Raw genomic sequence first — 24,382 nt, forward strand, 5'->3', positions numbered from 1 at the left:
CGACGCTATCCCTTGATCGCCGAACCGACGATCGAATCCACGAAGAAGCGCTGCAGGAAAACGAACAGCACCAATGGAGGCAGCACAGCAAGTGTGGCGCCGGCCATCACCAGTCCAGTATTGAGGGCGCCTCTGTTGTAGCTGAGCAGGCGGCTGAGGCTGATGACGATCGGATAGTCGTGTGCATTACCCTGTAGAACCGTCAGCGGCCAGAGATAGCTGTTCCAATGATAGACGAAGGCAAACAGCGCCAATGCTGCGATCGCGGGCGCCACGCTCGGCGCGACGATCTTGAACAGGATCACAAGTTCCGACGCCCCATCCATCCGTGCCGCGTCGATCAAATCGTCCGGCACGCCGGCGATGAACTGGCGCATCAGAAAGATGCCGAAGGCATTGGCGAGGTTGGGCACGATGATGCCGGCAAGGCTGGCATTCAGGCCGATCGATCCGACGAGCCGGTACAACGGGATCAGCGTGACGATCGGCGGCAGAAACATGGTGGCGATCAGCACGGAAAACAGCAGCGAGCGACCGGGAAAGTGGTGCTTGGCGAAGGCGTAGCCAGCCATCATGCTGGTGACCAGAATGCCTGCGGTGGTGATCGAGGCGATCACCAGCGAATTCCACATCGAGCGGCCGACATTGATGACGCCGGAGACTTTCTCATAGGCTTCGAGGCTCGGCGTGCGCGGTATCCACACCGGCGGCACCTGCATGGTTTCGGCCGGCGTCTTCAGGCTGGAGAGTACCATCCACAAGAGCGGGAAGGCGGAGGCCACGGCAACCAGCAGCATCAGCGTGGCGAGCAGGGCTCTGCGGCCCGCCAGGCGTTTGCGCGCCCACAGGCTCGATCCTGAGCGGCCCCGCGCGCTCATTGGTCATCCTTCCGGTTGGCAAATGCAAACAGCGCGCACACAACGACGATCAGCGCCAACATCAGCATCACCGCCATGGCCGAGCCCAACCCGCCTTGCGCGCGCTCGATGCCGACACGGCGGATGTGATAGGTCAGCACGTTGGTCGAGCCGACCGGCCCGCCTTGGGTGATCAGCGCGACCGGCTCGAATACCTGCACGGCGTTGATGATGGCGATGACGGCGCTGAACAGAAGCGTGCGCCGCAGTAGTGGCAAGGTGATGAAGCGGAACTGTTCGCGCCGGTTGGCGCCGTCCAGAGTCGCCGCCTCATAAAGACTGCCCGGGATCTGGGTCAGCCCGGCAACCGCCAGCACCGTAAAATAGCCGATCTGCTGCCAAACATTGAGCACGACGATCGAGATCAACGCCGATCTTGGCGAGGACAGCCACGGTTGCGGGCCGATACCGGCCAGGCCGAGTATCTGGTTGAGGGGCCCTTCGCTCGGCGAATAAAGCTTCGACCAGACCAGCGTCACGGCGATCATCGGCACCATGTAGGTGGAAAACAACACGGTCCGCAGCGCCGCGCCGCCTGCGACATCGCTCTGGTGGACCAACAAGCCGAACACTACCGAAAGGGGCAGGATGAGCATCATCGACAATGCCGTGTAGATCGCCGTGTTGAGCAGTGCTCGCTTGAAATCCCGCCCGACCGAGGTCGGTCCGAATATTGCGCGAAAATTGTCGAAGCCGATGAAGCTCGCACTGGAAAAAGGTGTTTGCGTCGACCAGTCCTGGAATGACAGCCAGATGGTGAGCAGCATCGGCAGCAGGATGAAAACGCCGATCAATGTCACGGCGGGCGCCAGCATGATGCCCGCCGAGGCACGATAGGTCTTGATCATCGCTCTGCTTCCAAAGCGTCGGGCTCACGAAACGGCGCCTTCGCTATTTGGCGGCACGCTCCAGGATCGAGACGGCATCGGCCTGCGCGTTCGCCTGCGCATCCTTGGCCGAGAGCTGCCCATACTGCAACGCCTCGAGCGTCTGCTGGAGCGATTCGCTGAACTCCTGCCCTCCCGGGACGACAGGGAAGGGCTTGGCGTCGGCAAGCACGCTGACATAGCCGGACAGGAACTCGGAACCGAGCTTGTCCTTGTGGGCTTCGATGTCGGAGGTCCGCGTCGGCAGGATGCCCATCGACATCAGAATATCCGACATTGCCGAGGCGCCGTTCTTGCCGGACTTCGGACTGTTCAGCCATGCCAGGAAATCCCATGCCGCTTTTTGCTCGGCCTGACCGGCATTGGCGTTGACGACGGTCATCCACGAATAAGAGATCGAGTGCGGTTTGTCGCCGCTCGGGCCGACCGGGATGGGTGCGGTGGCGATATTGGAGAACTTGTCGCCCATGCCGCTCTTCAATGCGCTTTCCCACCAGTTGGCCATGATGATCATGCCGGTCTTGCCGGAGACGAAATTGTCTAGGAAGGGGCCGGTGGTGTTGGCGTCGGCGGTGGCCATCGCCGGATCGCTGGCGCCCGACTTGATCAGATCCTCGTAGAGCTGGAAAGTCTCGCCGGCTTGAGGACTGTTGAGCATCGGTTTGCCGTCCTTGACCAGCTCGCCGCCATTGGAGACCAGCAGCGAGGCGAACGGGTGGACGACGCCAGCCGCCCAGGAGTTGATCATGCCGAAACCTTGCTGGCCGGCGTCTTTCCGGGTCAGCTTCTGGGCGGCATCCTTCAATTCGGACCAGGTCTTCGGTGCGGCCGTAATGCCGGCCTGCTTAAACAGCTCCTTGTTGTAGTTCAACGCATAGACGTCGATCTCGTTTGGAATGCCGTAGAGCGTGCCGCCGACAGAGGCCGCACTGACGACACCGGCCGGCCACGCACTCTTGACCTCGCCGGCAACCGTATCGGGGGCCGGCGCGACCAGCTTGTCTCGCGCCAGTTCGGGCAGCCACAAATCGTAGATGCCGCCGATCGTCGGCCCATCGGAACTGCCGCCCTGGGAACGCAGTGTCGTCAGGAGGTCGCCGAAGGGGACGGCGCGGATGGTGACGGTCACATCCGGATTGCTCTTGGCGTAGTCCTTGGCCGCGGCGTCCAGCAAAGCGACCGTTTCGGGCGACCAGTGGGTCAGATAGGAGATGCTGACCGATTGCGCCCATCCAGCGGTGGGCGAGGCTAGTAGCCCTGCAGCCAATGCCAGTTTCGGAATCCAAGCCAAAGACATCCGGGATCCTCCGCGTAGGCGCACAGCGATATGAACGACGTTATGACAACTTGAAGCAACGATGCAAGGGCTATCTTCGCGGAGAGTTCCTGGCCGGCGCCGTGGGCGATTCTTATCTGGCCTGTGAGGGAGAGATATGTCATTGAAAACAGATAATTAGCTGCGATAGCTAGGGTTGTTTATCACTGCCGGAAATGCCCAAACGTGCCCGAAGAGCTCTTGCGAACAAAGTCATGTCGTTATAATGACACTTACCCCGCCGCAAAGGAAGCCGATGTCGAATGAGAGACTGATCATGGTTCATCGACGCGCTGCGCCCAGCCTGATCGGCGGCTTCGCCGCCGCGTGCACCGGGGTCTGTATCGCACTGCCGACCAGAGCCGACGACACCGTGAGGAACTGGCGCGCCGAGGACCGGGCGGCTGCCAATCGGAGCCGCTCTCGATGACACACGTTCTGGCCATCGATCTTGGCGGCACCAATTTGCGCGCCGCAATCCATACCGGCGATGTTCGCTGGCTGGAGATGCTCAGCCGCGAGCCTGCGCCGGCAAGCCTTGATGCCTTTGTCGCCCGTATCGGTGCGTTGCTCGCGGAGGCAGGCCCCGTCGAGGCACTCGGACTTGCAGTGCCGGGACTTGTTGAGGGCTCGGTCTGCCGCTGGATTCCAAACCTGCCCTATCTCGACGGTATTGATGTCGCGGCGTTGTTTCCTCGTCTGCGCTTGTCCGTTGGCAATGACGCACACATCGCCATGCTGGCCGAAGCGGTCGAAGGTGCAGCAAAAGGCTTGTCCGATGCCATCCTGCTGGCGATCGGCACCGGCATCGGCTCCGCCGTTCTGGCTAATAACCGTATCGTCGCCGGCGCACATGGCGGCGCCTGCTCATTCGGCTGGGCCTGCGCCGACATCGAGGATGAAGGCGAGGACCGCAACGGCTGGCTGGAGCGCTTCGCTTCCGGGCGGGCGTTCGACGCCGCGGCGCGCCAGATCGGGCTGGCCAATGGCGGCAGGCTGGTCGAGGCCGCCCGGGCCGGCAAGACGGCCGCCCTTGACGCCTTGGAGCTGCCGGCGCGCCGGCTGGGCACCGCCCTTGCGGGTGCGGTCGCGCTGCTCGATCCCCAGGCAGTCCTGTTTTCCGGTGGCCTTGCCGACACGCTGGACGTGATAGGGCCGCCGCTGCTTGCGGCATTGCGGCGTCAGCTGCCGCCGCATCTGCGCGGCGTCGTTCTGCGGTCCGGCGAATTCGGCTCCCGCGCCGGTCTCGTCGGCGCCTCGCTGGCCGGTCTCGCCGGAGCACAGTGGAGGCAGATAAGATGAGCGAGCCGAGCTTTCAGCAACCGGACCGCAAAAGGCCCGAGCCGCTCTGGTATCAGGTGGAAGAGGCCATCCGCGCCATCGTCAAGAGTGGCGAGTGGGCGACTGGCGACCAGATTCCGGCCGAAGACAGACTGTGCGCCCTGTTCGGGGTGAGCCGCATCACGCTGCGCCACGCGCTGCGCAATCTGGAGGAGCACGGGCTGCTCAGGCGCGAACATGGCCGTGGCACCTTCGTGCGCTCCACCACACTGGTCGCCGGCACCCGCGAACTGACCAGCTTCACGCAGGAAATGGGCAATATGGGCGTGGTCGCGGGCTCGCGCTTGCTCGACTGCAGCCTGACCACCGCCAATGCCGCCGCGGCCGGAGCGCTGGAGATCGAGGAAGGCGACCCGGTGGTGCGCGTCCGCCGGCTCAGGCTCGGCAACAACGAGCCGATCGGTATCCAGACGGCGCAGCTCTCGGCCGCGCGCGTGCCCGGCTTTCTCGATGCCGGCCTGCTGCAGGGCTCGCTCTACGAAGCGCTGGAGCGCCATTACGGCATCGTGCCGGTCGCGGCGCGCGAAAACTACCGTGTCGGTGCGGTCGGGGCGGCGGATGCCGAGTTGCTCGATCTGCCCGCGGGGAGTCCCGCTTTCGTGGTCGAGCGCATCACCACCGACGAGCGCGGCCCATTCGAATTCACCGTCTCGGTCATGCGTGGCGACCGCTACGAAATCCGGTCGACGCTGCGTGCCGGTCGCGCCGCGCCAACCGCAAGAAGCTGAGCCGTTACCGAAGCCGACACATAACAGGAGTACCGACGTGTCCGACCTTTACATACCCCGCCTTGCCGCCCTCATCGAAGAGGCGTCGAAAGCCAATGCCGAAGCCCTTGGCGAGGCGGCCAGCCGCTTTGCCGACACGCTCGAGAGCGGTGGCTTGGTTCATCTCTACGGGTCGGGCCATTCGGTGTTGCCGGTCCAGGAAGTGTTTCCGCGCTACGGCAGCTATGTCGGCTTCAATCCGCTAACCGACCCGCGTGTCATGTGGCATAATGTGCTCGGCGCCGGCGGCGTGCGCGAACTTCTGTGGCTGGAGCGGACCGAGAAATACGCCGAGAAATTCCTAGATCACCAGCCGCTCAACAAAGGCGATTCGATCATCATCTTCGGCCACAGCGGCCGCAATTCGTCGGGCATTGACACCGCGCTTTACGCGAAAAAACGCGGCATCTTTGTCGTTGCGGTGACCAGCAAGAACAATCTCGACAAGCCGGCGACGCACTCTTCCGGCAAGCGGCTTGCCGATGCCGCCGACCTTGTCATCGACACCTGCTCGCCGATCGAGGATGCTATCGTGCCGGTCGAGGGCTGGAGCCGGCCGGTCTCCGGTTCGTCGACCGTGCTTGCCATGATCCTGGCGCATGAGCTGATCGCCCGCACCGCGGAGGCGCTTTCGAAACGCGGCATCGAGCTGCCGGTCTTCGCCTCGCCGACTATTGCCGGCGTCACACTGCACGACACCGACGTCATCTATGGCGTCTATCGCGAGAAAATGCTCGAGGCGCAGAAGAAGCACCTGCCCACCTTCCAGGCGACCATGCGCGGCGAATAACCGGGGAGGGCACGCAAATTTGCGAGGCCTTCCGAAGGGCGTAGTCAGGTCACGAGACGGCGACACCCCCGCGCACCGCTGGAGCCGATCAGTTTCGGAGTGCAGGATCAGGAGGAGCTGTTTTTGGGGACAGCGGTGAACCGTCGACCAGGGCTGGGCCGCCAGATTGCTCGCCATTCTGAATCGCTTGTTCGCGGCTCGTATCATGGTGCAGCTCCGGAACGGTGAAAACCGGCACCTCGCCCTTGAAACCCTGGAGCTCAAAGGCGCCCGCCTGGACGACTGGCATCGATGCTCCCTTCGCAAAGCCGGGGCCAAGTACCAGGGGGATGCGCAGCTTCTTGGTCGTCGATTCGAGCCGTGCGGTGCGGTTCACCGGCGAGCCGATCGCGGTGTAGTCGAAGCGCCGTTCGGAGCCGAAATTGCCTACCGAGCAGATGCCGGTCTCGATGGCGACGCCGATTGCGATAGAGGGGTGGCCGTCGGCGGTGAAAGCGGCGTCTTCACGCTTTACCCGTTCTATCAGGGCTAGCCCCGCGTCGAGCGCGCGCTCGCGATGATCCGGCTGATCAAGCGGCGCGTTCCAGAAGGCCAGCACGGCATCGCCCATAAATTTGTCGATGGTGCCGTCGCGCTTGAGGATCTCATCGGTCGCAATGCCGAGGAAGTGGTTGACCACCTTGGCGATTTCCTGGGTATCGAGTTGTTCGCTCATCGTCGTGAAGCCGCGTATGTCGCTGAGCAGGATTGTGATCTCGCGCTTCTCGCCGGACAGGATGGCTTCGGTGTCCGAGCTTGCGAGGCGCTGCACCACGGAAGGCGACAGATACTGGGAGAACTGCCGTGCCAGGGTGGACCGGCGCTGCTCGCTGCGCCTGTAGAGGACATAGCCTTCGAAGCCGGCTACCAGGATCGTCGCAAGCGCCGGCTGCAGCGGGTCATAGAGTGTACCCTGCATATTATATTCGAGAGCACCGAACACGAACGGCGTGACGGCCAGCAGCGCGAGAGCCAGGGCACCAAGCACGACACGTTCGGCGAGCATTCCGGAAAGCCCGATGAACATGATGGCAGTGAGGACAAACCAGAGCCGCTCCACCGTGCGCGCGTGCATTGGCTCCGCCAGGTAGCGCCCGGCAAGCAACTGGCCGATTGCATCGGCGTGGATGTCCGCGCCTGGTCGCGCTGGACGTGTCGGGGTGGGCAGGTACTGCGTCAGTCCCACGGCCGACAGATCGACAATGACAATGGCATCCCGCAGCCGCTGATCACTGTCGCGCGAAAGGATAGTGCTAGCAGATATGCGTGGCGTATCGGTGCTGGTTTCCCAGAGGCGGATGCTCCCCTCCGGCTCGAGCGGCACGATGGCGCCGGCCATCCTGAGTGCATCGAACCCGGCGGCATTCAGGCGGGCTATGTAGCCGTCCTGCCCGGCATAAAGGCGCAGGAGCTCGAGTGCGAAGGACGGCCACAGCTGCACGCCTTGAGCGGTGTTGCGAAGCCACAGAAGCGGCACATGGCGCAGTACGCCGTCGGGATCGGGCAAGGTGCGAATGACGCCGAGGCCCGCGGCGGCGTTCGAGAATTGGGCAAGCGAGCCGGTCAGGCCGGTGAAGCCGGGAAGTGTGTCGGGTACCTGCCCGACGATCGACCAGCCGGCCTTGGGCTCTGCTTCTGAAACTGTCGCCTCGTTGCCCAGGCTGACGGCAAGCGCCGTTCGGTTTTTGGCCAGCGCCGCTGCCAGGCGCTTGTCTCCGGCGATGCCCTCAGGCGAGGTGTCGGCCTCGGGCAGCACCAGCGCAAGCCCGATCACCGAGGCGCCGGATGCGGTGATGCCATCGACCAGATCGGCCAGGAGGCCACGGTTCCAGGGCCATCGCCCATGTGCCTTGAGGCTGGCGTCGTCTATCGAGACGATCACGACAGGATTGCTGGTCGCCTGGCGCGGGGCGAGAAACTGGTAGAAGTCGTACGTGCGCTCACGCAGGCGCGACAGCGGCCCGTCGAAAGCCAAATGGCAAGCGAGCAGCAGGAGCACGACCACGAGACCGGATATTTTGCGCCTGCCAGCTTGCCGCCAATCAGCCCAGCGCCAACCGACCAAGAGGCTCATGTCGTGCGGCCAGGCCTAATTGCAGTAGTAGCAGCAACCTTCACCCTCACACTCGCCATCATCCTTCGCCCCGCCGCCCACAGGTGGCGTTAGGCTGTCGGGGAACTCCATGACCACTCCCGGCAATGCGCCGTCGGTGGACTCGCAGACTTTGAGCGAGCCGCCGAGTGCCGACGCACAAATCGCGCTTACATCCAATCCAGGACCCGGTGCGCCTGGCAGGCCGGTGCCGGCTATCCGGTCGATGCTGTCCAATATCGGGAAGGTGTCGATGCCGCCGTAGCCGGTCAGCAGCTTGCCATCGTCCGATGTGCACGCGTAGCCCGGGTTTGTGATGACCAGCCGTTTGCCATTGATCGTGCAGGTCATGCGGCCGGCGCGCAGTATGCCGACGGTCTGGCCGGCTGCCACCAGCACTTCGATGATGCCGCCTCTGGCCCCGAGCACCATATGCGGCGTCGCAACCTGCATGACGCCGCCTTTCGAAACCTGGCCGCCATAAAAACGGGCCAGGCCGCTGTTCATCCCGATGTCGATTTTTCCAGATCCGGAGCCCGGATTGTAGACGAATTCATCGATCGTCAGGCTGGTGTTCGGACCAATCTTGGCGCTCGATTCGTCCCGGAACACCAGCATTCCAAGACCAGTGGGATCGCTGCGCAACTGATCGCCGAGTTCGACGCCGGCACCGACGTTCATTGTCCCGCCGTTGTTGCGGACGATGTTGGTCTGGTAGGCCGTCATCGACCCGATCGTTTCAGCGGCGGATGGTGCCGCGAAGGCAAGGCAGGCGACAAAAATGGCGATCTGACGGTACGGGGTCCTCATCGCGGCCTCTTTCAATTGAGCGTCAACGTGTAGCTCATGAGCATTTCGAACGATTTCCGGTCGCGGTTGGCGATGTCGAAGTTGGTTTCGCGATAGGCGAGATCGACGCTGATCTTCTGCGCCTCCGTCAGCTGAAAATCGCTTTCCGAGGCAATGCGCCAGAAGTCGCTCTTGATATTTGTGCCGATGCCAACGGACAGATCGGGAGTGTTGCTGTGGCCGGCCGAGAACGCGACCTGGTGCGACCATGCGAAAAGATCCGGTACGGTCATCAACAGGCCGCCATAGCGGACCTCGCCCGTGTAGCTGTGGCCGATTTCGCCAGATCCGGAGGCGAAGTCATTCGACCCGACAAAGCGCAGTCCGAGCGCCTGGCCATTGCGGAAGCGGTAGCTGCCGCCTGCCTCATAGAAAACCCTGCTATCGGCGAAAATGCCTTGCGAGGCGCTTAGATCGATGTAGCCGCCGCCTGCAAAAAGCGTCGTCTCGACCGTCGGGCGCACAAGAAAGCGTCCACTGAGGCCGATGCCGGTTTCTTGGATATCGCTGTCGAAACGATCTGTAACGGTAAACGCCGAAAGCAGCAGGCGCAGCGAATCGATCCCACTATTGGGCAGCCCCTTGTCCCAGGTGATAGCGGCGTTGCCGTGGACGAAAGTCTCCTTGCTGCCCGGAACCGACAGGTCTTCCGTGAAAAAGCGCTGTGTCGCAGTCAACGACCCCGAAAGAACGAGAGCGTCGGCGCTTGGCGTGCCGAGGTCCCACCGGACAAAGCCTTCCGCCCGCCCATAGGGCGAGACGAAGCTGTCGTCGTCCTGCGCCCCGCCGGGCTCAAAATCGGTGAATGCGCTGAACACGCCGCCGGTCAGGGCGAGTTCCCAGGTGACGCCACGCAAGGCGCGCTCGATGCGGGCGAGCAGGCGAACAGCTTCCTGCTGCTCACTTGCGGTCAGGCCGCCGACTTCGATGCCGTACTGCACCTGCCGTCGGGCCAATTCATAGGAGCCGACATGATAGTACAACCGGCTGGCCGCCAGCCGGGCGCGCGCATCGCGGGGATATTTGATCAGATACTGCTCGATTGAGGAGATCGCCTGATCGTATTGTCCTGCATTGACGGCAACCGTGACGAACTGGGCGAGCGTTCCGTTGTCGGCCGGACTGGCGATGCGGGCTGAAAACGCATCGTCATAGGCCGAAAAAAGACCCTGCGCGCCAGCCGGCAATGCGCCGCTACAAAGCAGCGCCGCGGCGCAGCCGACGATTGTTCGAAACGAAGATTGCATGCCGAGAACCACCCCAAACCCGACCAGTGCGAAGGACTTAGCACGACCACAAGAAAAAAGGCGACTGAACTTTGGCGAAATCGTCCGAGTTTTCAACAGCTGTTGCAGCCGCGCAACAAACTATCGGGTCCATTCGTATTTCGGCTGCGCTGGTTGCAAAAACATCTTCTCGGCGTTGCTGTAACAGTGGAAGTATTCGTCACCAGCGGCAACTAATTCAATCATCACCAATCGTGGATCGCACACCCGACAAGATTAATATTCTCTGCGCGTATCTGGTCACCGCCTGACACATATAGCTCATCCAAAGGTCTTCCTTGGGCGTTGCGCAAGCGGTCGGAAGCTGCAGGGCCGATGCTTGTCGCAACGGCCTGTGCGATTGCGGGCTGGTCTTCGCAATTTCGTTCGCCGCCGACGAGGTCAGCTTATAGAACCCATCGCCCAGGGAACGCGTCACCGGACACGCCCTTGCTACAGCACGAGCATAGTGGCCAGCCCCAGCATCAGGCCCATGCCTACGATATCGGTGACGGTGGTAAGAAAGATCGCTGAAGCTACGGCCGGATCGGCGCCGACCCGGCGCAGGCCCAACGGGATCAGCACGCCGGAGATTCCGGACATGAGGCACGATCCGGACATGGCGAGCAGGATCACAAGTGCCAACATGGGCGCCTGGGCGGCCGACTCAGGTTGCCGCGATGCGTAGAACCACATCGCCGCAGCCGCAACAAGGCCGACGAGCACGCCGTTGGCAATCCCGAGCGCGCCCTCCCGCATCACCAGGTGCAGCTTCGGTCGTTTGTCCACATCGCCCAGGGCAAGGCCACGCAGCGTCATAGCCAATGCCTGGCAGCCGGTGTTTCCGCTCTGCCCGGCCAAGACCGGGAGGAATGCCGCCAGGGCGACGATCTTCTCGATCGTGCCTGTGAACGAGCTGACCACGAAAGCGGCCATGAAGGCCGTCAGCAGGTTGAGCTGCAGCCACGGATGCCGCTTCAAGAAGGCTGAAAACAGGGGCGTAAAAGAACGCTCCTCCTTCTGGACACCCACCATCTGGCCCGACTGGGCAGAAATCTCGATGATTTGCTGCTCGAACAGCCGCCAGCCGCGGACCTGCCCGAGCAGCCGGTTCTCCGCGTCCACCACCGGATAGACAGGGTAGTGACGGCGTACCGCCGCCTTGCATGCGTCGCTCAAAGAGAGATCGGCGGGGAGGGCGAACGGCTTCGGCAGCATGATCTGATCCACCGTGGCGTCCGCTTCGCTCAGCATCAGATCGCGCAGGACCACGAGGCCAACCAGTTTATCGCCCTGGTCGGTGATGTAGAGATAAGTGAGCTCGGTCGGCACCGGGGTGCGTCTGACGGCCTGCACTGCGGCGGCTACTGTCGTGCCGACGGGAACGCTGGCGGGAATCGGGTCCGTCAGTTCGATGAGCGACTCGGGGACCGCGACGTCCTTGCCATCGCCATGAGGCTTGACGGGCCGCATATGCGGCGGCAAATGCTCCGCCACCTTGCGGGCGTGCCGGTCTGGCAACAACTTTAGTGTGTCCCGGATGAACTCGGGAGACTCTCGGGCCAGCAATACCGCCGCGTCATCAGGTGCTCGAGCACACAGCGTGCGTACCAGCTTCTCAACGTCGTTCTCTTCCTTCATCTGTTCCCCCAATTGCGAGTGTCTTGCCTCTGACGGTATGACACGGATCGGATCGCTCTGTCCTGGCGCAGTGGCCCATGCGCCTCGATCCGGAAATTTCGCCTCTTTGGGCGCCGAGTGGACCGAACCGAGACAGATCTGAGCCATTGCGGGGTGCATACAGGCGGGCTGTAACGTCAGAGTGTCGCCGAGAATTTGACGTGTTGCGAACTTCACCGGTCTTCCGGGCTTTGCGATCACGCCGCAGCAATACGACTTAAACCTGGAAATTCTGCAGAGGCAGGATCTCGGGCGTTCGAACCTGATTGCCTCATCCGGCGCATCTTGCCAGGTTCACCAGCTATTGACGCCACGGCCGGTTGAGATCTGCGACTGCTTGCACAGAAGGATGTGGAGCACGAGTTCCTTCGAGGACGATTTCATGACGGTCTTGCACCAAGGCAAAAACTTCGGCAGGTTCGTTGCGTCTTGGGAGAGGGCAACAACAATGAAATTGTCTTGCGTACGCATGATGCCGGTCGCGGCAATGGTGATTTGCGCAAACTCGTTCGTTCCAACCGCCGCCCGCGCCAACTCGGTTGCCTTCGATCATGGATATCAGATGGCGGCTTATTTGTTTTGCTCTCAATCGATCTATAACGACAGACGTTTTGGCGACTTTCTTGTTGAGGATGGGAAGTATGACAAAACGAAAGAGTACAATCGTGGCGTTGCCGCTCTAAAAGCCGCGCTCAAAGGCGCCCAGCCTAGGAAAGTGTGCTTCGATGCCGCCAGCGGTTGGTGGACCGACCGCTGACGGCTTTACCATATAACTCCAGCCTCATCGAACTCGGCCTTGGTTGCTTATCTGCACGCTTGATTCTGCGTCTCCCAACGGCACGGGGAAATTACGGTGACAGCGCATTAGTTCTTCGCCGCCTACCTCATTTGTGGTTTGACGGGCTTTGCCGATCTGTCGGCGAAGCCTTCAGCCAGGAGGCATCGAAAGTCAGGACGTCGGTGACACGGCAATGCTCGACGAGGAACTGGGTCTTGGAAGAGTGCACTGTCACCTAATTCACGTAATTCACCGTATTTCTTGCGCGCCTGCACACGGTAAATCCAAGCGAAGGTTAGGCGCTCCTGGCCCTTTCTTGGCCCCAAGGCAGACATTTACCGGTAACTATCTGGGTCCTTGGCCTTCGCGGCCTGGCAAGCAACCTTACTCAGAGCAGCCTTACGGTAAGCGCCTTCAAACACGCGGATAGCCCTCTCGAATTTAGCCGGATTAGGCGCCAAGTGTTTATCTAGCCCGTCGTACAAAAGGATGGAGACGGCCATCATGGCTTTTCCACTTTCGCTCGGTCTCAGCACCGGGCACCTTTTCAATACGCCATAGATGTTACCTGAAATTGCTGCAGCCCGATGCAATTTGCTATCTGCCATACGGGCCAAGTAATTGATGTTTGCTGCTCTCCCTGCCCGGCTGAAGCAGTCGATATTGTGAAGCAGATTGCTGCGATGACCGTTACCAAAATGCGGCTCAAACGTTCCCCCTCTTCTTGCAGTCAACTCGCCCTACTAATCACCCCCTATCATAGCTTAGCCTGAGCCTCAAAAGCTCGCCAGCCGACGCCAGCGGGCGCAAACGCCATTTCTGCTCGATGTCTCCGGGTCGTACCTGCGTACGCTTGGCTGGGGCGCCAGGATTCGAACCTGGGAATGTCGGTACCAAAAACCGATGCCTTACCACTTGGCGACGCCCCAACAGCCGGAGCGTGCCCGCTGTGCGCGCGGCCTTATAGGACGAGCCGCGAGAAAGCTCAATGCCGACATATCGACTATGCGCGACCGACCCGCCAGTTTTGCAATCGTCACTTTGAACGGACCTATTCACCCCAAACCGCCATTTCATTGCCGGCCGGATCGACGAAATGGAACCGCCTGCCGCCGGGGAAGGAAAAGATCGTCTTGACGACGGTGCCGCCGGCATTCTCGACGGCGCTTAATGTTTCCTCCAGCCTTTCGGAATAGATCACGGGCAGCGGCTTGGCCGGCGCATCTTGGCCATCCGCCTGAAAACCGCCGTCCAGCCCTTCGGCAAAAGCTGAATAGGTTGGCCCGTAATCGGTGAACGACCATGAGAAGGCTGCACTGTAGAAGGCCTTCACGCTGTCCAGCGTTCCGCCTGTCGCTGGCATTTCCAGATAATCGAGCTTTCCGGCCATTCTCATCGTTCTGCCCTTTTGTTCTCGTTATGTTCTACAACAAAGCTTTCCAAAAAGCAAGTCTTTTCTGTGCCGCTTTTCCTTAATCGATTGTAGAGGCCGGCCGGCTTGGCCGATGCCTTGCCTTTCGCACTGCAGCATCATATCGCTCGATTTGCCAAACCTTCCAATCTCCTGCAACCGGGGAGCAAGCATGACCAAATGGGTATACACCTTTGGCGACGGCGCCGCGGAAGGCCGTGCCGGCGACCGCAATCTGCTCGGTGGCAAGGGCGCCAACCTTGCCGAAATGTGCAGCCTGGGTCTGCCGGTGCCGCCGGGCTTCACCATCACCACCGAGGTCTGCAACGCCTATTACGCCAACGGCCACACGTACCCGGCTTCGCTGGAGGCGGACGTTGCGGTCGCGCTCGACCATATCGGTCGGCTGACCGGACGCCGTTTCGGCGATCCCTCGAAACTGCTTTTGGTGTCGGTTCGCTCAGGGGCGCGCGCCTCGATGCCCGGCATGATGGACACCGTGCTCAATCTTGGCCTCAATGACGAGACGGTGGAAGCACTGGCCGCCGATTCAGGCGATGCGCGCTTCGCCTATGACAGTTACCGCCGTTTCATCCAGATGTATTCCGATGTCGTCATGGGCCTCGACCATGAAGTGTTCGAGGAAATCCTCGAAGACCAGAAGGGTGGCCTCGGCCATGAACTCGACACCGAGCTGACAGCCATCGAATGGCAAGGCGTGATCGCGCTCTACAAGGCCAAGGTCGAGGAGGAGCTTGGCAAGCCCTTTCCGCAGGATCCGCACGAGCAGCTCTGGGGCGCCATCGGCGCGGTGTTTTCCAGCTGGATGAACAACCGCGCGATCACCTACCGGCGCCTGCACGATATCCCCGAAAGCTGGGGCACGGCAGTCAACGTTCAGGCCATGGTCTTCGGCAATATGGGCGACACCTCGGCCACCGGCGTTGCCTTCACCCGCAATCCGTCGACCGGCGAAAAGCAGCTCTATGGCGAGTTCCTGGTCAATGCCCAGGGCGAGGATGTCGTCGCCGGTATCCGGACGCCGCAGAACATCACCGAGGCGGCACGCATCGCCGCCGGCTCCGACAAGCCGTCGCTGCAAAAGCTGATGCCGGAAGCCTTCCAGGCTTTCGTCAGCATCTCCGACCGTCTGGAAAAACATTACCGCGACATGCAGGATCTCGAATTCACCATCGAGCGCGGCAAATTGTGGATGCTGCAGACCAGGTCAGGCAAGCGCACCGCCAAGGCGGCACTGAAGATTGCCGTGGACATGGCCAGGGACGGACTGATTTCGAAGGAGGAGGCCGTCGCCCGCATCGACCCGGCCTCGCTCGACCAGTTGCTGCATCCGACGATCGATCCGAAGGCGGCGCGCGATGTGATCGGCGTCGGCCTGCCGGCCTCCCCGGGCGCTGCGACCGGCGAGATCGTGTTTTCCTCGAACGACGCCGAGGAGGCCAAGACGCAAGGCCGCAAGGCGATCCTGGTCCGCATCGAGACCAGCCCCGAAGACATCCACGGCATGCATGCGGCCGAAGGCATCCTGACGACGCGCGGCGGCATGACCAGCCACGCCGCCGTGGTGGCGCGCGGCATGGGCAAGCCTTGCGTTTCGGGCGCCGGCTCGCTGCGCGTCGACTACAAGGCCGGCACGCTGATGGCGATGGGCGCAACCTTCCGCAAGGGCGACATCATCACAATCGACGGCGGCAACGGCCAGGTGCTGAAGGGCGCCGTGCCGATGCTGCAGCCGGAACTCTCGGGCGATTTCGCCGCCATCATGGAATGGGCCGACGGCGCGCGCCGCATGAAGGTGCGCACCAATGCCGAGACGCCGCTGGATGCGCGCATGGCGCGGTCCTTCGGCGCCGAAGGCATCGGGCTTTGCCGCACCGAACACATGTTCTTCGACGGCGACCGCATCGTTGCCATGCGCGAGATGATCCTGGCCGATACGGAAAAGGACCGGCGGACGGCGCTGGCCAAGCTGTTGCCGATGCAACGCTCGGATTTCCTCGAACTGTTCGAGATTATGGCCGGCCTGCCGGTGACGATCCGCCTGCTCGATCCGCCGTTGCACGAATTCCTGCCGAAGACCGAGGAGGAGGTGGCCGAGGTCGCCGCTGCCATGAACGTATCGCCGGACAAGCTCAGGCGGCGCACCGAAGCGCTGCACGAGTTCAATCCGATGCTCGGCCATCGCGGCTGCCGGCTTGCGGTCTCTTATCCCGAAATCGCCGAGATGCAGGCGCGCGCCATTTTCGAGGCAGCCGTCGAGGCCGGCAGGAAGGCCGGCGCGTTGGTGGTCCCGGAGATCATGGTGCCGCTGGTCGGGCTGGCGAAGGAGCTCGAATTCGTCAAGGCGCGCATCGATGCCGTCGCCAAGAGCGTGATGGAGGAAACCGGCGTCAAGATCACCTATCTTACCGGCACGATGATCGAACTGCCGCGCGCCGCGATCCGCGCTCATGTCATTGCCGAGGCGGCCGAATTCTTCTCCTTCGGCACCAACGATCTGACCCAGACCACCTTCGGCATCTCGCGCGACGACGCGGCCTCGTTCCTCGAGACCTACCGGCAAAAAGGCATCATCGAGCAGGATCCGTTCGTGTCGCTCGATATCGAGGGCGTCGGCGAACTGGTGCGTATGGCGGCCGAAAAAGGCAGGGCAACGCGGCCGGAGATCAAGCTCGGCATTTGCGGCGAACATGGCGGCGATCCAGCGTCGATCCATTTCTGCGAGGAGGTCGGCCTCGACTATGTCTCGTGCTCGCCCTACCGGGTGCCGATCGCCAGGCTGGCCGCCGCGCAGGCGGCAGTGAAGGTTGCAAAGAACGGCCGCGGATAGGAGTTGGAGTCCACCGGCATCTGACCTTACCGATTTGTAACCAAATTCACGCGAACGTGCGCGTGACGGCTCCAAATCCCGACATCGTTTCTGCCCAGTTTCCGGCCCCCGAACCCGCCCCGGTGCCAGAAACAGATGTTGCAGAACCCGCCCGCGCACGTCCGCTCGATTCTCATCCTCCAGACGAAATTCATCGGCGATCTTGTCCTCGCCTCGGCGCTCGCCAGAAACCTGCGCCTCGAATATCCAAAGGCCAGGATCGTGTTCCTTTGCGAGGCGAGCTTTGCCAGTTTTCTGACGGCTCATGGCATCGCCTCGGACGTGGTGGCGTTCCGGCGCGCCCGGATGCGTGGCACCCCACTGGAGCGTGGCCGCGAGCTTTACGCGATGGTGCGCGCTCTGCGCCGGTTCCGATTTGACCTGACCATCGACCTGGCCGATTCCAGAACCTCACGTATCATCGTGAGATTCGTCAACGCCAAGACCCGCGTCGGATATGATCCTCCCGAAAAACCGTTGCGCTGGCTGGAACGCCAGCCCGCCAACGTCCTGGCCAAGCCGTTTGGCTTTGGTGGCCGGCATTATCTCCACCGCTATCTATCGCCGCTTGAGGCGCTTGGCGTAGAGTTGCGTGCGCCGGTCCCAACGATTGAGCCGCTGCCGCAGGAGACCGCCAAGGCATTGGCGCTTCTCGACCGGCATCATCTGCGGCGTAACGCCTTCATAGCCGTTCATGCGGGAGCGAGCTTCCGGGGCCGGCAATGGCAACCGGAACGTTTTGCGCTGGCGATCGACGAGCTCTCGCGACGGACCGGGTTGGACTTCCTGCTTGTCGGCGGCCCCGGTGAACAGGCATCTGCCGAGCGCATCGTCGCCAAGGCCGTTTCGCCGGTCGTCAACGTGGTCGGGGCGCTGTCGCTGGCAACGCTGCTGGCGGTCCTCGGCCAGGCACGCCTGTTTCTGGGGAACGAGAGTGGCCCGATGCACATGGCCGCTGCCGCCGGAACACCGGTTGTCGGCCTGTTCGGCCTGACCGACCCCGCCGTCTGGGGTCCTGTCGGCGTGGCCAGTGTTACGCCGCGGCCCTCCATGCCTTGCGAGTGCATAGCCAGGGACCTGTGCCGCCGCCCCGATCCGAGCAAGGCTTGCTGCGTCTGGCGACTAGAGGTCAAAGCGGTTGTCGACGCGGTGCGCGCGATCCTTTCACGTACGGTTAAGGACGTCGAGCACGCATTGTGACCTCGTGCTTGCCAAAGGTCAGGCTGGCGGTCAAATTGCCGCTGCCGACGCTTTGCAGGGGCATCGTCCCGATTTCCGCCTTGATGCCGGTCTCGGGGTCGCCGCTTCAACTTTGATCCGGCCGACCTGGAAATAATCGATGCGCCTGTTCCAAAAGCATTTTTGCGCCATTGCGATATCGCTGTGGGCTGCCTCTCCCGGCAACGCCCAGTTGCTCGTCGAACCGACGCTGCACATCAAGGCCGAGGCGGGCAGCGGCCACGTCGCGCTGACGCTCGATGCCTGCGGCGGGCGGACCGATACAAGGATTCTCTCGGCGCTGGTGGAAAACAAGATTCCCGCCACCATTTTCGTCACCGGCATCTGGCTGAAACACAACGCCGCCGCCGTCGAGATCATGCGGGCGCATCCCGAACTGTTTGAATTGGAAAACCATGGCGGCCGCCACGTCCCGGCCGTCGACACGCCGCAAAAGATCTATGGCATTCGCAGTGCCGGTAGCCCGCAGGCCGTGCTGGCCGAAGTCGAATCGGGTGCTGCCGCTCTTGCCGCGACCGGCGAACCGGCGCCGAAATGGTTTCGCGGCGCAACCGCCGAATACAGCCCGTCGGCAATCGCGATGATACGCAAGCTTGGCTTCAAGATCGCCGGATTCTCGATCAACGGCGACGGCGGCTCATTGCTCGGCGCAAAAGAGACCGCCCGGCGCATCGCGGCGGCAAAGGACGGCGACGTCATCATCGCTCATATCAACCAGCCGACCCATGCGGCCGGCGAAGGCGTTGTGCAGGGACTTCTGGCGCTGAAGGCCAAGGGCCTCACCTTCGTGCGTCTCGACGATGCCGACGGCGTCGGCGATGAAGGCACCACCGACTGATCAGTCAGGCGTGGCCTCGATGGTCACCTTGTTCGGATAGAATGCGCCGTGATCGCGAATGTCTGACATCTCGTCGAAGGGCCGTTCATAGGCCCACATCGCATCCTTGCCGGCATCGCCGGCGGGCAGCACGCTCCAATAGCTGGCATCGCCCTTGTAGGGGCAATGGGTCGAGTGTTCGGTCTTGCCAAGCTGTCTGAAGTCGATGTCGTCGAACGGAATGTAGAAAACCGGAGGGTAGGGCGATTCGGTCAGCACTTTGACCTTGCTGGACGAGGCGACGACGGTATCGCCGGCGCGCACCATCACGGTGCCCTTATAAGGCTTGACGGTAATGACCTTGTCCGGATTGCGTTGAAAGCCGGGTGCCGGGTTTGCGATCTGGTCCATGTCGGATCTCCTTGCCTCAACCCAAGATGTGTCTGGCAAGAGCCTCGCGCAAGAGCTGCTTGCCACCAGGCAGGTGTCGCCCGCAGTTAGCAAGTCTTGCGCTCGCCTCCGGTAGCCCGCCTGGAAATCAGGCCGCGGCCTGGAATGCGTCCATCAGCCCTGCGTAGGCGGCTGCAATGCCGGCCACCGGATTGGTGCTTTTCGAGGTGGTCTCGACCTTCAGCGCACCACCGCTGGTCGGCAAGGTGAGCAGCAGGAACTGGCGATTGCCGCCATCGCCGACGCAGGCGGCAGCTACGTGCTGACTTTCGCCCTCGTTCTCGACGCACATCTTGAACAAGAGCGTGCCGCCGACCGCCTCGAGGGCGCCACCGACGACCTCGACGAATTCATCTTCGGAAACGGTTTTGGCGTCGGGCACCAGATCGGCCTGCGCGACGTCGGCCGCCACCAGATCGGCCAGACTTTCAGCAAGCGTATTTTCGAGGGCTTCGTCGTCGAGCTGCGCGTCCATGCGACACCTCTTTCATTAGCCAATCGCGCCCCGCCCGTTAATGAACGTTAACGCCGAGCATGGCCGGATTGTGGCGAATTCGGCCTCATTTCGCCCTATGCACCGCTCCAGCCCGGTCACCGCTGGACAATTCGCCGGTTCGTCCCACAATGGCGCAAAAAATAACGGGAGGAACAAGATGCTCGGGTTGATGCAGGAATGGCCGCTGCTTTGCCATAAGCTGATCGACAACGCCGAGAGGCAGCACGGCAGACGCGAGATCGTGTCGCGCTCGATCGAGGGGCCGATCGTGCGCAGCACATATGCCGAAATCCATCATCGCGCCCTGAAGGTCGCCGAGCGGCTCGAGCGTGACGGCTTCGGACTTGGCGACCGCATCGCAACACTGGCCTGGAACACCGCGCGCCACATCGAGGCCTGGTACGGCATCATGGGTGTCGGCGCGATCTATCACACGCTCAACCCGCGGCTCTTTCCCGAGCAGATCACCTGGATCATGAACAATGCGGAGGACAAGGCGATCTTCGTCGACCTGACCTTCCTGCCGCTGCTCGAAAAGATCGCCGGCGCGGTCAAGTCGCTGAAGCAGGTTATTGTGCTGACCGACACGGCGCATATGCCGGAGACTGCGCTGCCCAATGTGGTTGCCTATGAAGAATGGCTTGCTGAAGCCGACGGCAACTTCGCCTGGAAGACATTCGATGAAAACACCGCGGCCGGCATGTGCTACACCTCGGGTACGACGGGCGACCCGAAAGGCGTCCTCTACAGCCATCGTTCGAACGTGCTGCACGCCATGATCGAGGCGATGCCCGACGCCATGGGCCTGTCGTCGCGCGATACCATACTGCCGGTCGTGCCGATGTTTCACGCCAATGCCTGGGGCCTTGCCCAGAGCGCGCCGATGATTGGCGCCAAGCTGGTCATGCCCGGCTGCAAGATGGATGGCGCCTCGCTGTACGAGCTGCTCGACACCGAGAAGGTGACCTTCAGCGCCGCTGTGCCGACGGTGTGGATGATGCTCCTCCAGCATCTGGAAGAGACCGGCAAGAAACTTCCCTATCTCCAGAAAGTCGTCATCGGCGGCGCGTCCTGTCCACGCGCGCTCACGACGAAGTTCCAGGACAATTACGATGTCGAGGTCGTCCACGCCTGGGGCATGACCGAGATGTCGCCGCTCGGCACGCTGTGCACCCTGAAGCCGGACTACGCCGGGCTGAAGGGCGAGGCCCGCCTCGGCGTCCAGCAGAAACAAGGCTTTACACCGTTCGGCATCGAAATGAAGGTGACGGACGACGCCGGCAACGAACTGCCATGGGACGGCAAGACCTTCGGCCGGCTCAAGGTCCGCGGGCCGGCCGTCGCGCGCGCCTATTATGGCGGCATCGGATCCGAACAGTTCGATCAAGACGGCTGGTTCGATACCGGTGACGTCGCGCACATCGATCCCTGCGGCTATATGCAGATTACCGACCGCGCCAAGGATGTGATCAAGTCGGGCGGCGAATGGATCTCGACCATCGAGCTCGAGAACGTCGCGGTCGGCCATCCCGATGTGGCAGAGGCCGCCGCCATCGGCATTCCGCATTCCAAATGGGGCGAGCGGCCTTTGCTCGTGGTCGTCCGCAAGCCGGGCAGGGAGCCGACCAAGACGGACATTCTCGCCTTCATGGACGGCAAGGTGGCGAAGTGGTGGATGCCGGACGACGTCGCCTTTGTCGGCGAAATCCCGCATACCGCTGCCGGCAAGATCCAGAAGATTACCTTGCGCCAGCAGTTCCGGGATTATCGCCTGCCGACGGATTGACCGGAGATGCGGCGTCTTTGCGCCTTCAAGCCGCCGCTGAAAGGCACTATGCCTTTGTTCGGGTTGGGGCAGCGCGGAACACAATGACGGGAATTCCCGAGCGACAAACGTCGAGGGCTGCCGGTTGGTCGCGGCGCGCCGGCGCGTTTTCGGCAGTGCTGCTGCTGACCGCTCTCATCGGCCATCGCTATGACCTCGTCGAGACCCCGGCTTTCCTGTGGGTGCTTGGCATCGTCGCGTTGCTGGCAGCATTTGCGCTTCTGTTCGCCGGATTTGCCTTCGCGCGATTGTGGAATTTCGGCGATCGCGGCGGCCAGGACCTGACCGCCGGCGCCTTGCTGGCGCTTCTGGTGCTCGTCCCATACGCTGTCGCGGCCTATTGGGCGGCGACCTATCCGCCGCTGCGCGACATCTCGACGGATCTGGACAACCCGCCGGCGCTCGATATTTCTACCCGGTCAAAGGACATGAACGAGCTTTTGCCGCCGACGCCCGGCGAGCAGCGCCTGCAAATCGAAGCTTATCCGCTCGTTACCGGACGCAGCTACACCTTGCCATTCGATCGCGTTCTGGAGGCGGTCAAAACCGTGCTCGATCGGCGTGGCTGGCAGCTCACGGCGCCATTTCCCGACGCAGCAGGGCAAAGCGACGTGACGGTCGATGCGCTGGCCAAGAGCTTGCTGCTTGGCCTTCCAGCTGATGTCGCCATCCGCGTGACCGACGACGACGACGTGGTCATCGTCGATATGCGCTCGGCCTCGCGTTACGGCCGCCACGATCTTGGCGACAATGCAGCGCGCATCACCGACTTTCTTGCCGAACTGGACCAGGAAGTCGCCGGCCAGGTGGGCGTGGCGCCGGCGGAATGATGTCGGGAGGGTACTACTTTGCCGGCGAATAGATGCCGTCGATAGCCGGCGCGCCATCGGTGTGGACCAGGCCGCGCGCCACCAGGTCTTCCAGATGGGCAAGCACCGACAGGCCGGCCGCCCCATGCAGGCGCGGGTCGGTGTCTCGATAGATCACCTCCACCATGTCTTTGATTGCCCGGTCGCCGCTGTTGATCCGCTCCAGAATTGCCCGTTCGCGCATTTTGCGATGCGTTTTCAATCCGCGCGTGAAGTTGCGCGGCTCGGTCACCGGCCCGCCATGGCCGGGCAGCAGCAGCCGGTCGTCACGTTCGATCAGCCGATCGAGCGATGTCATGTAGTCGGCCATCGCGCCGTCCGGCGGCGCGACGATCGTGGTTGCCCACGCCATGACGTGGTCGGCCGAGAAAAGGATGCCGGTTCCCTCCAGCGCGAAGGCTGCATGATTGGCGGTATGGCCGGGCGTCAGCACCGTCCGGATCGCCCAGCCGTCGCCGTCGATCACCATATCGTCCGGCAGCGCGATGTCAGGAGCAAAGTCGGTGTCGGCGCTGGCATCGAGCGGACTGACCTCGCCGGTACGCAACGGCCGCGCCGGACGATGTCGGCCTTCCGCCAGAACCGCCGCACCCGTATGCTGCTTCAGCCGCGCCGTCAGCGGCGAATGGTCGCGATGCGTGTGGCTGACGAAGATATGGCTGACCGGCCTGGTCCCGATCACTTCGAGCAGTGTTCTAAGATGTGCCTCGTCATCCGGCCCGGGATCGATCACCGCCAGCGTCTCGCGTCCGACGATATAGCTGTTGGTTCCGTAAAAGGTGAACGGGCTTGGGTTCCTGGCGGTGATCCGAAGGACGTCGGGCGCAACGGCTACGCCCTGGCCGTAGGCAGGGTCGAAGCGTGTGTCGAATTTCAGCGCCATGCGAACGTCGCGACCTTTTTTGGGGCGAGGGCAAAACCGATTGCCGCATAGCACGGAAGCCAATATAGGAAAACGCAAGGCCGCGTTCGGCGGCAATCCGGAACGGGGAAGACCATGGCAATTGCAACGACGATGCGTCCGCTCATTTCTCTCGCTTTGCCCGAAAAGGGCGCGGCCCGCCTGGCGGGACAGCTTCTGCTGGCGTTCGCCGGAACGCTGCTGCTGGTCTTGTCGGCCAAGACCAAGGTCATGCTCGGTCCGGTCGACATCTCGATGCAGACGCTCGCCGTCTTCCTGATCGCTGCCTCCTTCGGCATGCGCCTCGGCGTCGCAACGCTGCTTCTCTACATGGCTGAGGGCGCGATGGGCTTTCCGGTCTTCCAGAGCACGCCGGAAAAAGGCATCGGCATCGCTTACATGCTCGGTTCGACCGGCGGTTATCTTGCAGGCTTCGTCGTCATGGCGGCTATCGTCGGCTGGGCTGCCGACCGTGGCTGGGATCGCCATCCTATCAAGCTCTTCAATGCCATGCTGGTGGCCGAGATCGTCATGATGGCAATGGGCTTTGCCTGGCTGGCGCTGTTGATCGGCCCGGAAAAATCCTGGCAGTTCGGGGTGGTGCCCTTTATCGTCGGTGATCTAATCAAGGTTGGGTTGGCCGCGAGCCTGGTGCCGGCTGTCTGGTCGCTGCTGAAGCGTTCGTGAAGCCGGTCGAGCGGAACTTAAGTCAAAAATGGACCTGCACATCGCTGTCGCCATGTTATTGCCTGAACCCCCATGAC

At 62.3% G+C, this 24,382-nt stretch carries 21 protein-coding genes and 1 tRNA gene; 10 read left to right on the top strand and 12 right to left on the bottom strand.

Annotation, left to right across the window (positions count from 1 at the left end; translation table 11 throughout):
• Nucleotides 1-5: 5 nt before the first annotated feature.
• From NKH80_RS07495 to NKH80_RS07505, 3 genes are read right to left on the bottom strand one after another with little or no spacing between them, the layout of a single operon-like run.
• The gene (locus NKH80_RS07495; RefSeq protein WP_352701531.1) at nucleotides 6-878 is read right to left on the bottom strand and encodes a carbohydrate ABC transporter permease; all 873 of its coding nucleotides are present in this window, start codon (nucleotides 876-878) and stop codon (nucleotides 6-8) included.
• A complete protein-coding gene (locus NKH80_RS07500) occupies nucleotides 875-1,765 on the bottom strand; it encodes a carbohydrate ABC transporter permease (RefSeq protein ID WP_352701530.1) in 891 nt (296 codons plus the stop codon). Before NKH80_RS07500 ends, NKH80_RS07495 begins: the two co-directional genes overlap by 4 nt.
• 43 nt (nucleotides 1,766-1,808) lie before the next feature.
• The gene (locus tag NKH80_RS07505) at nucleotides 1,809-3,101 is read right to left on the bottom strand and encodes an ABC transporter substrate-binding protein (RefSeq protein WP_352990635.1); all 1,293 of its coding nucleotides are present in this window, start codon (nucleotides 3,099-3,101) and stop codon (nucleotides 1,809-1,811) included.
• A gap of 444 nt (nucleotides 3,102-3,545) precedes the next feature.
• On the opposite strand from NKH80_RS07505, the gene NKH80_RS07510 reads away from it, so the two are divergent.
• From NKH80_RS07510 to NKH80_RS07520, 3 genes are read left to right on the top strand one after another with little or no spacing between them, the layout of a single operon-like run.
• Complete coding sequence (locus tag NKH80_RS07510) at nucleotides 3,546-4,421, top strand: ROK family protein (protein WP_352990638.1); 876 nt, start codon at nucleotides 3,546-3,548, stop codon at nucleotides 4,419-4,421.
• Nucleotides 4,418-5,188, top strand: a complete 771-nt coding sequence (locus NKH80_RS07515) for a GntR family transcriptional regulator (RefSeq protein WP_254820103.1) — start codon at nucleotides 4,418-4,420, stop codon at nucleotides 5,186-5,188. The genes NKH80_RS07510 and NKH80_RS07515 overlap by 4 nt, the downstream gene beginning before the upstream one ends.
• Nucleotides 5,189-5,225: 37 nt before the next feature.
• Entirely contained in the window at nucleotides 5,226-6,017 is a 792-nt protein-coding gene (locus tag NKH80_RS07520) for a sugar isomerase domain-containing protein (RefSeq protein WP_352990641.1), read from the top strand.
• An 88-nt stretch (nucleotides 6,018-6,105) separates the two neighbouring features.
• Here NKH80_RS07520 and NKH80_RS07525 read toward each other — a convergent pair whose 3' ends face one another.
• From NKH80_RS07525 to NKH80_RS07540, 4 genes are all read right to left on the bottom strand, one after another.
• Complete coding sequence (locus NKH80_RS07525) at nucleotides 6,106-8,130, bottom strand: CHASE2 domain-containing protein (RefSeq protein WP_352990644.1); 2,025 nt, start codon at nucleotides 8,128-8,130, stop codon at nucleotides 6,106-6,108.
• Between the two features lie 15 nt (nucleotides 8,131-8,145).
• Nucleotides 8,146-8,973, bottom strand: coding sequence for a FecR family protein (locus NKH80_RS07530; RefSeq protein WP_352990647.1), 828 nt, complete (start codon nucleotides 8,971-8,973; stop codon nucleotides 8,146-8,148).
• Nucleotides 8,970-10,244, bottom strand: coding sequence for a tetratricopeptide repeat protein (locus tag NKH80_RS07535; RefSeq protein ID WP_352990650.1), 1,275 nt, complete (start codon nucleotides 10,242-10,244; stop codon nucleotides 8,970-8,972). The genes NKH80_RS07530 and NKH80_RS07535 overlap by 4 nt, the downstream gene beginning before the upstream one ends.
• Nucleotides 10,245-10,715: 471 nt before the next feature.
• Nucleotides 10,716-11,903, bottom strand: coding sequence for a magnesium transporter (locus NKH80_RS07540; RefSeq protein WP_352990652.1), 1,188 nt, complete (start codon nucleotides 11,901-11,903; stop codon nucleotides 10,716-10,718).
• A gap of 421 nt (nucleotides 11,904-12,324) precedes the next feature.
• Between NKH80_RS07540 and NKH80_RS07545 the strand changes: the two genes are divergently transcribed.
• Nucleotides 12,325-12,699: a hypothetical protein gene (locus tag NKH80_RS07545; protein WP_352990655.1), complete on the top strand. Its 375-nt coding sequence runs from the start codon at nucleotides 12,325-12,327 to the stop codon at nucleotides 12,697-12,699.
• A gap of 875 nt (nucleotides 12,700-13,574) precedes the next feature.
• Here the strand turns inward: NKH80_RS07545 and NKH80_RS07550 are convergent.
• Together NKH80_RS07550 and NKH80_RS07555 are read right to left on the bottom strand one after the other, a co-directional pair.
• A tRNA-Gln gene (locus NKH80_RS07550) sits at nucleotides 13,575-13,649 on the bottom strand.
• Between the two features lie 122 nt (nucleotides 13,650-13,771).
• The gene (locus NKH80_RS07555) at nucleotides 13,772-14,116 is read right to left on the bottom strand and encodes a VOC family protein (RefSeq protein ID WP_352990657.1); all 345 of its coding nucleotides are present in this window, start codon (nucleotides 14,114-14,116) and stop codon (nucleotides 13,772-13,774) included.
• 187 nt (nucleotides 14,117-14,303) lie between these two features.
• Here NKH80_RS07555 and ppdK point away from each other — a divergent pair, with 187 nt between their 5' ends.
• The 3 genes from ppdK to NKH80_RS07570 all read left to right on the top strand — a co-directional run bounded on the left by ppdK (nucleotide 14,304) and on the right by NKH80_RS07570 (nucleotide 19,098).
• On the top strand, nucleotides 14,304-16,982 hold the full coding sequence (gene ppdK, locus NKH80_RS07560; protein WP_352990660.1) for a pyruvate, phosphate dikinase: 2,679 nt from the start codon (nucleotides 14,304-14,306) through the stop codon (nucleotides 16,980-16,982).
• Nucleotides 16,983-17,117: 135 nt separating this feature from the next.
• Entirely contained in the window at nucleotides 17,118-18,221 is a 1,104-nt protein-coding gene (locus NKH80_RS07565; protein ID WP_352990663.1) for a glycosyltransferase family 9 protein, read from the top strand.
• A gap of 139 nt (nucleotides 18,222-18,360) precedes the next feature.
• Nucleotides 18,361-19,098 carry a polysaccharide deacetylase family protein gene (locus NKH80_RS07570; RefSeq protein WP_352990666.1) on the top strand — a complete coding sequence of 246 codons (738 nt, stop codon included), beginning with the start codon at nucleotides 18,361-18,363 and terminating at the stop codon, nucleotides 19,096-19,098.
• Here NKH80_RS07570 and NKH80_RS07575 read toward each other — a convergent pair whose 3' ends face one another.
• Both NKH80_RS07575 and NKH80_RS07580 read right to left on the bottom strand, forming a co-directional pair.
• Nucleotides 19,099-19,488 carry a DUF427 domain-containing protein gene (locus NKH80_RS07575; RefSeq protein ID WP_352990669.1) on the bottom strand — a complete coding sequence of 130 codons (390 nt, stop codon included), beginning with the start codon at nucleotides 19,486-19,488 and terminating at the stop codon, nucleotides 19,099-19,101.
• Between the two features lie 127 nt (nucleotides 19,489-19,615).
• Nucleotides 19,616-20,002, bottom strand: coding sequence for a hypothetical protein (locus NKH80_RS07580; RefSeq protein ID WP_352478457.1), 387 nt, complete (start codon nucleotides 20,000-20,002; stop codon nucleotides 19,616-19,618).
• Nucleotides 20,003-20,180: 178 nt separating this feature from the next.
• Here NKH80_RS07580 and NKH80_RS07585 point away from each other — a divergent pair, with 178 nt between their 5' ends.
• Nucleotides 20,181-21,809 carry a fatty-acid--CoA ligase gene (locus NKH80_RS07585; protein WP_352990674.1) on the top strand — a complete coding sequence of 543 codons (1,629 nt, stop codon included), beginning with the start codon at nucleotides 20,181-20,183 and terminating at the stop codon, nucleotides 21,807-21,809.
• An 83-nt stretch (nucleotides 21,810-21,892) separates the two neighbouring features.
• Entirely contained in the window at nucleotides 21,893-22,678 is a 786-nt protein-coding gene (locus NKH80_RS07590) for a DUF1499 domain-containing protein (RefSeq protein ID WP_352990676.1), read from the top strand.
• A gap of 13 nt (nucleotides 22,679-22,691) precedes the next feature.
• Here the strand turns inward: NKH80_RS07590 and NKH80_RS07595 are convergent, their stop codons facing one another.
• Nucleotides 22,692-23,600: an MBL fold metallo-hydrolase gene (locus NKH80_RS07595; RefSeq protein WP_352990679.1), complete on the bottom strand. Its 909-nt coding sequence runs from the start codon at nucleotides 23,598-23,600 to the stop codon at nucleotides 22,692-22,694.
• Nucleotides 23,601-23,714: 114 nt separating this feature from the next.
• Between NKH80_RS07595 and NKH80_RS07600 the strand changes: the two genes are divergently transcribed.
• The gene (locus tag NKH80_RS07600; protein ID WP_352990682.1) at nucleotides 23,715-24,305 is read left to right on the top strand and encodes a biotin transporter BioY; all 591 of its coding nucleotides are present in this window, start codon (nucleotides 23,715-23,717) and stop codon (nucleotides 24,303-24,305) included.
• The last annotated feature ends 77 nt before the right edge of the window (nucleotides 24,306-24,382 follow it).

Source organism: Mesorhizobium sp. M0904, assembly GCF_040319475.1.
GTDB lineage: Bacteria > Pseudomonadota > Alphaproteobacteria > Rhizobiales > Rhizobiaceae > Mesorhizobium.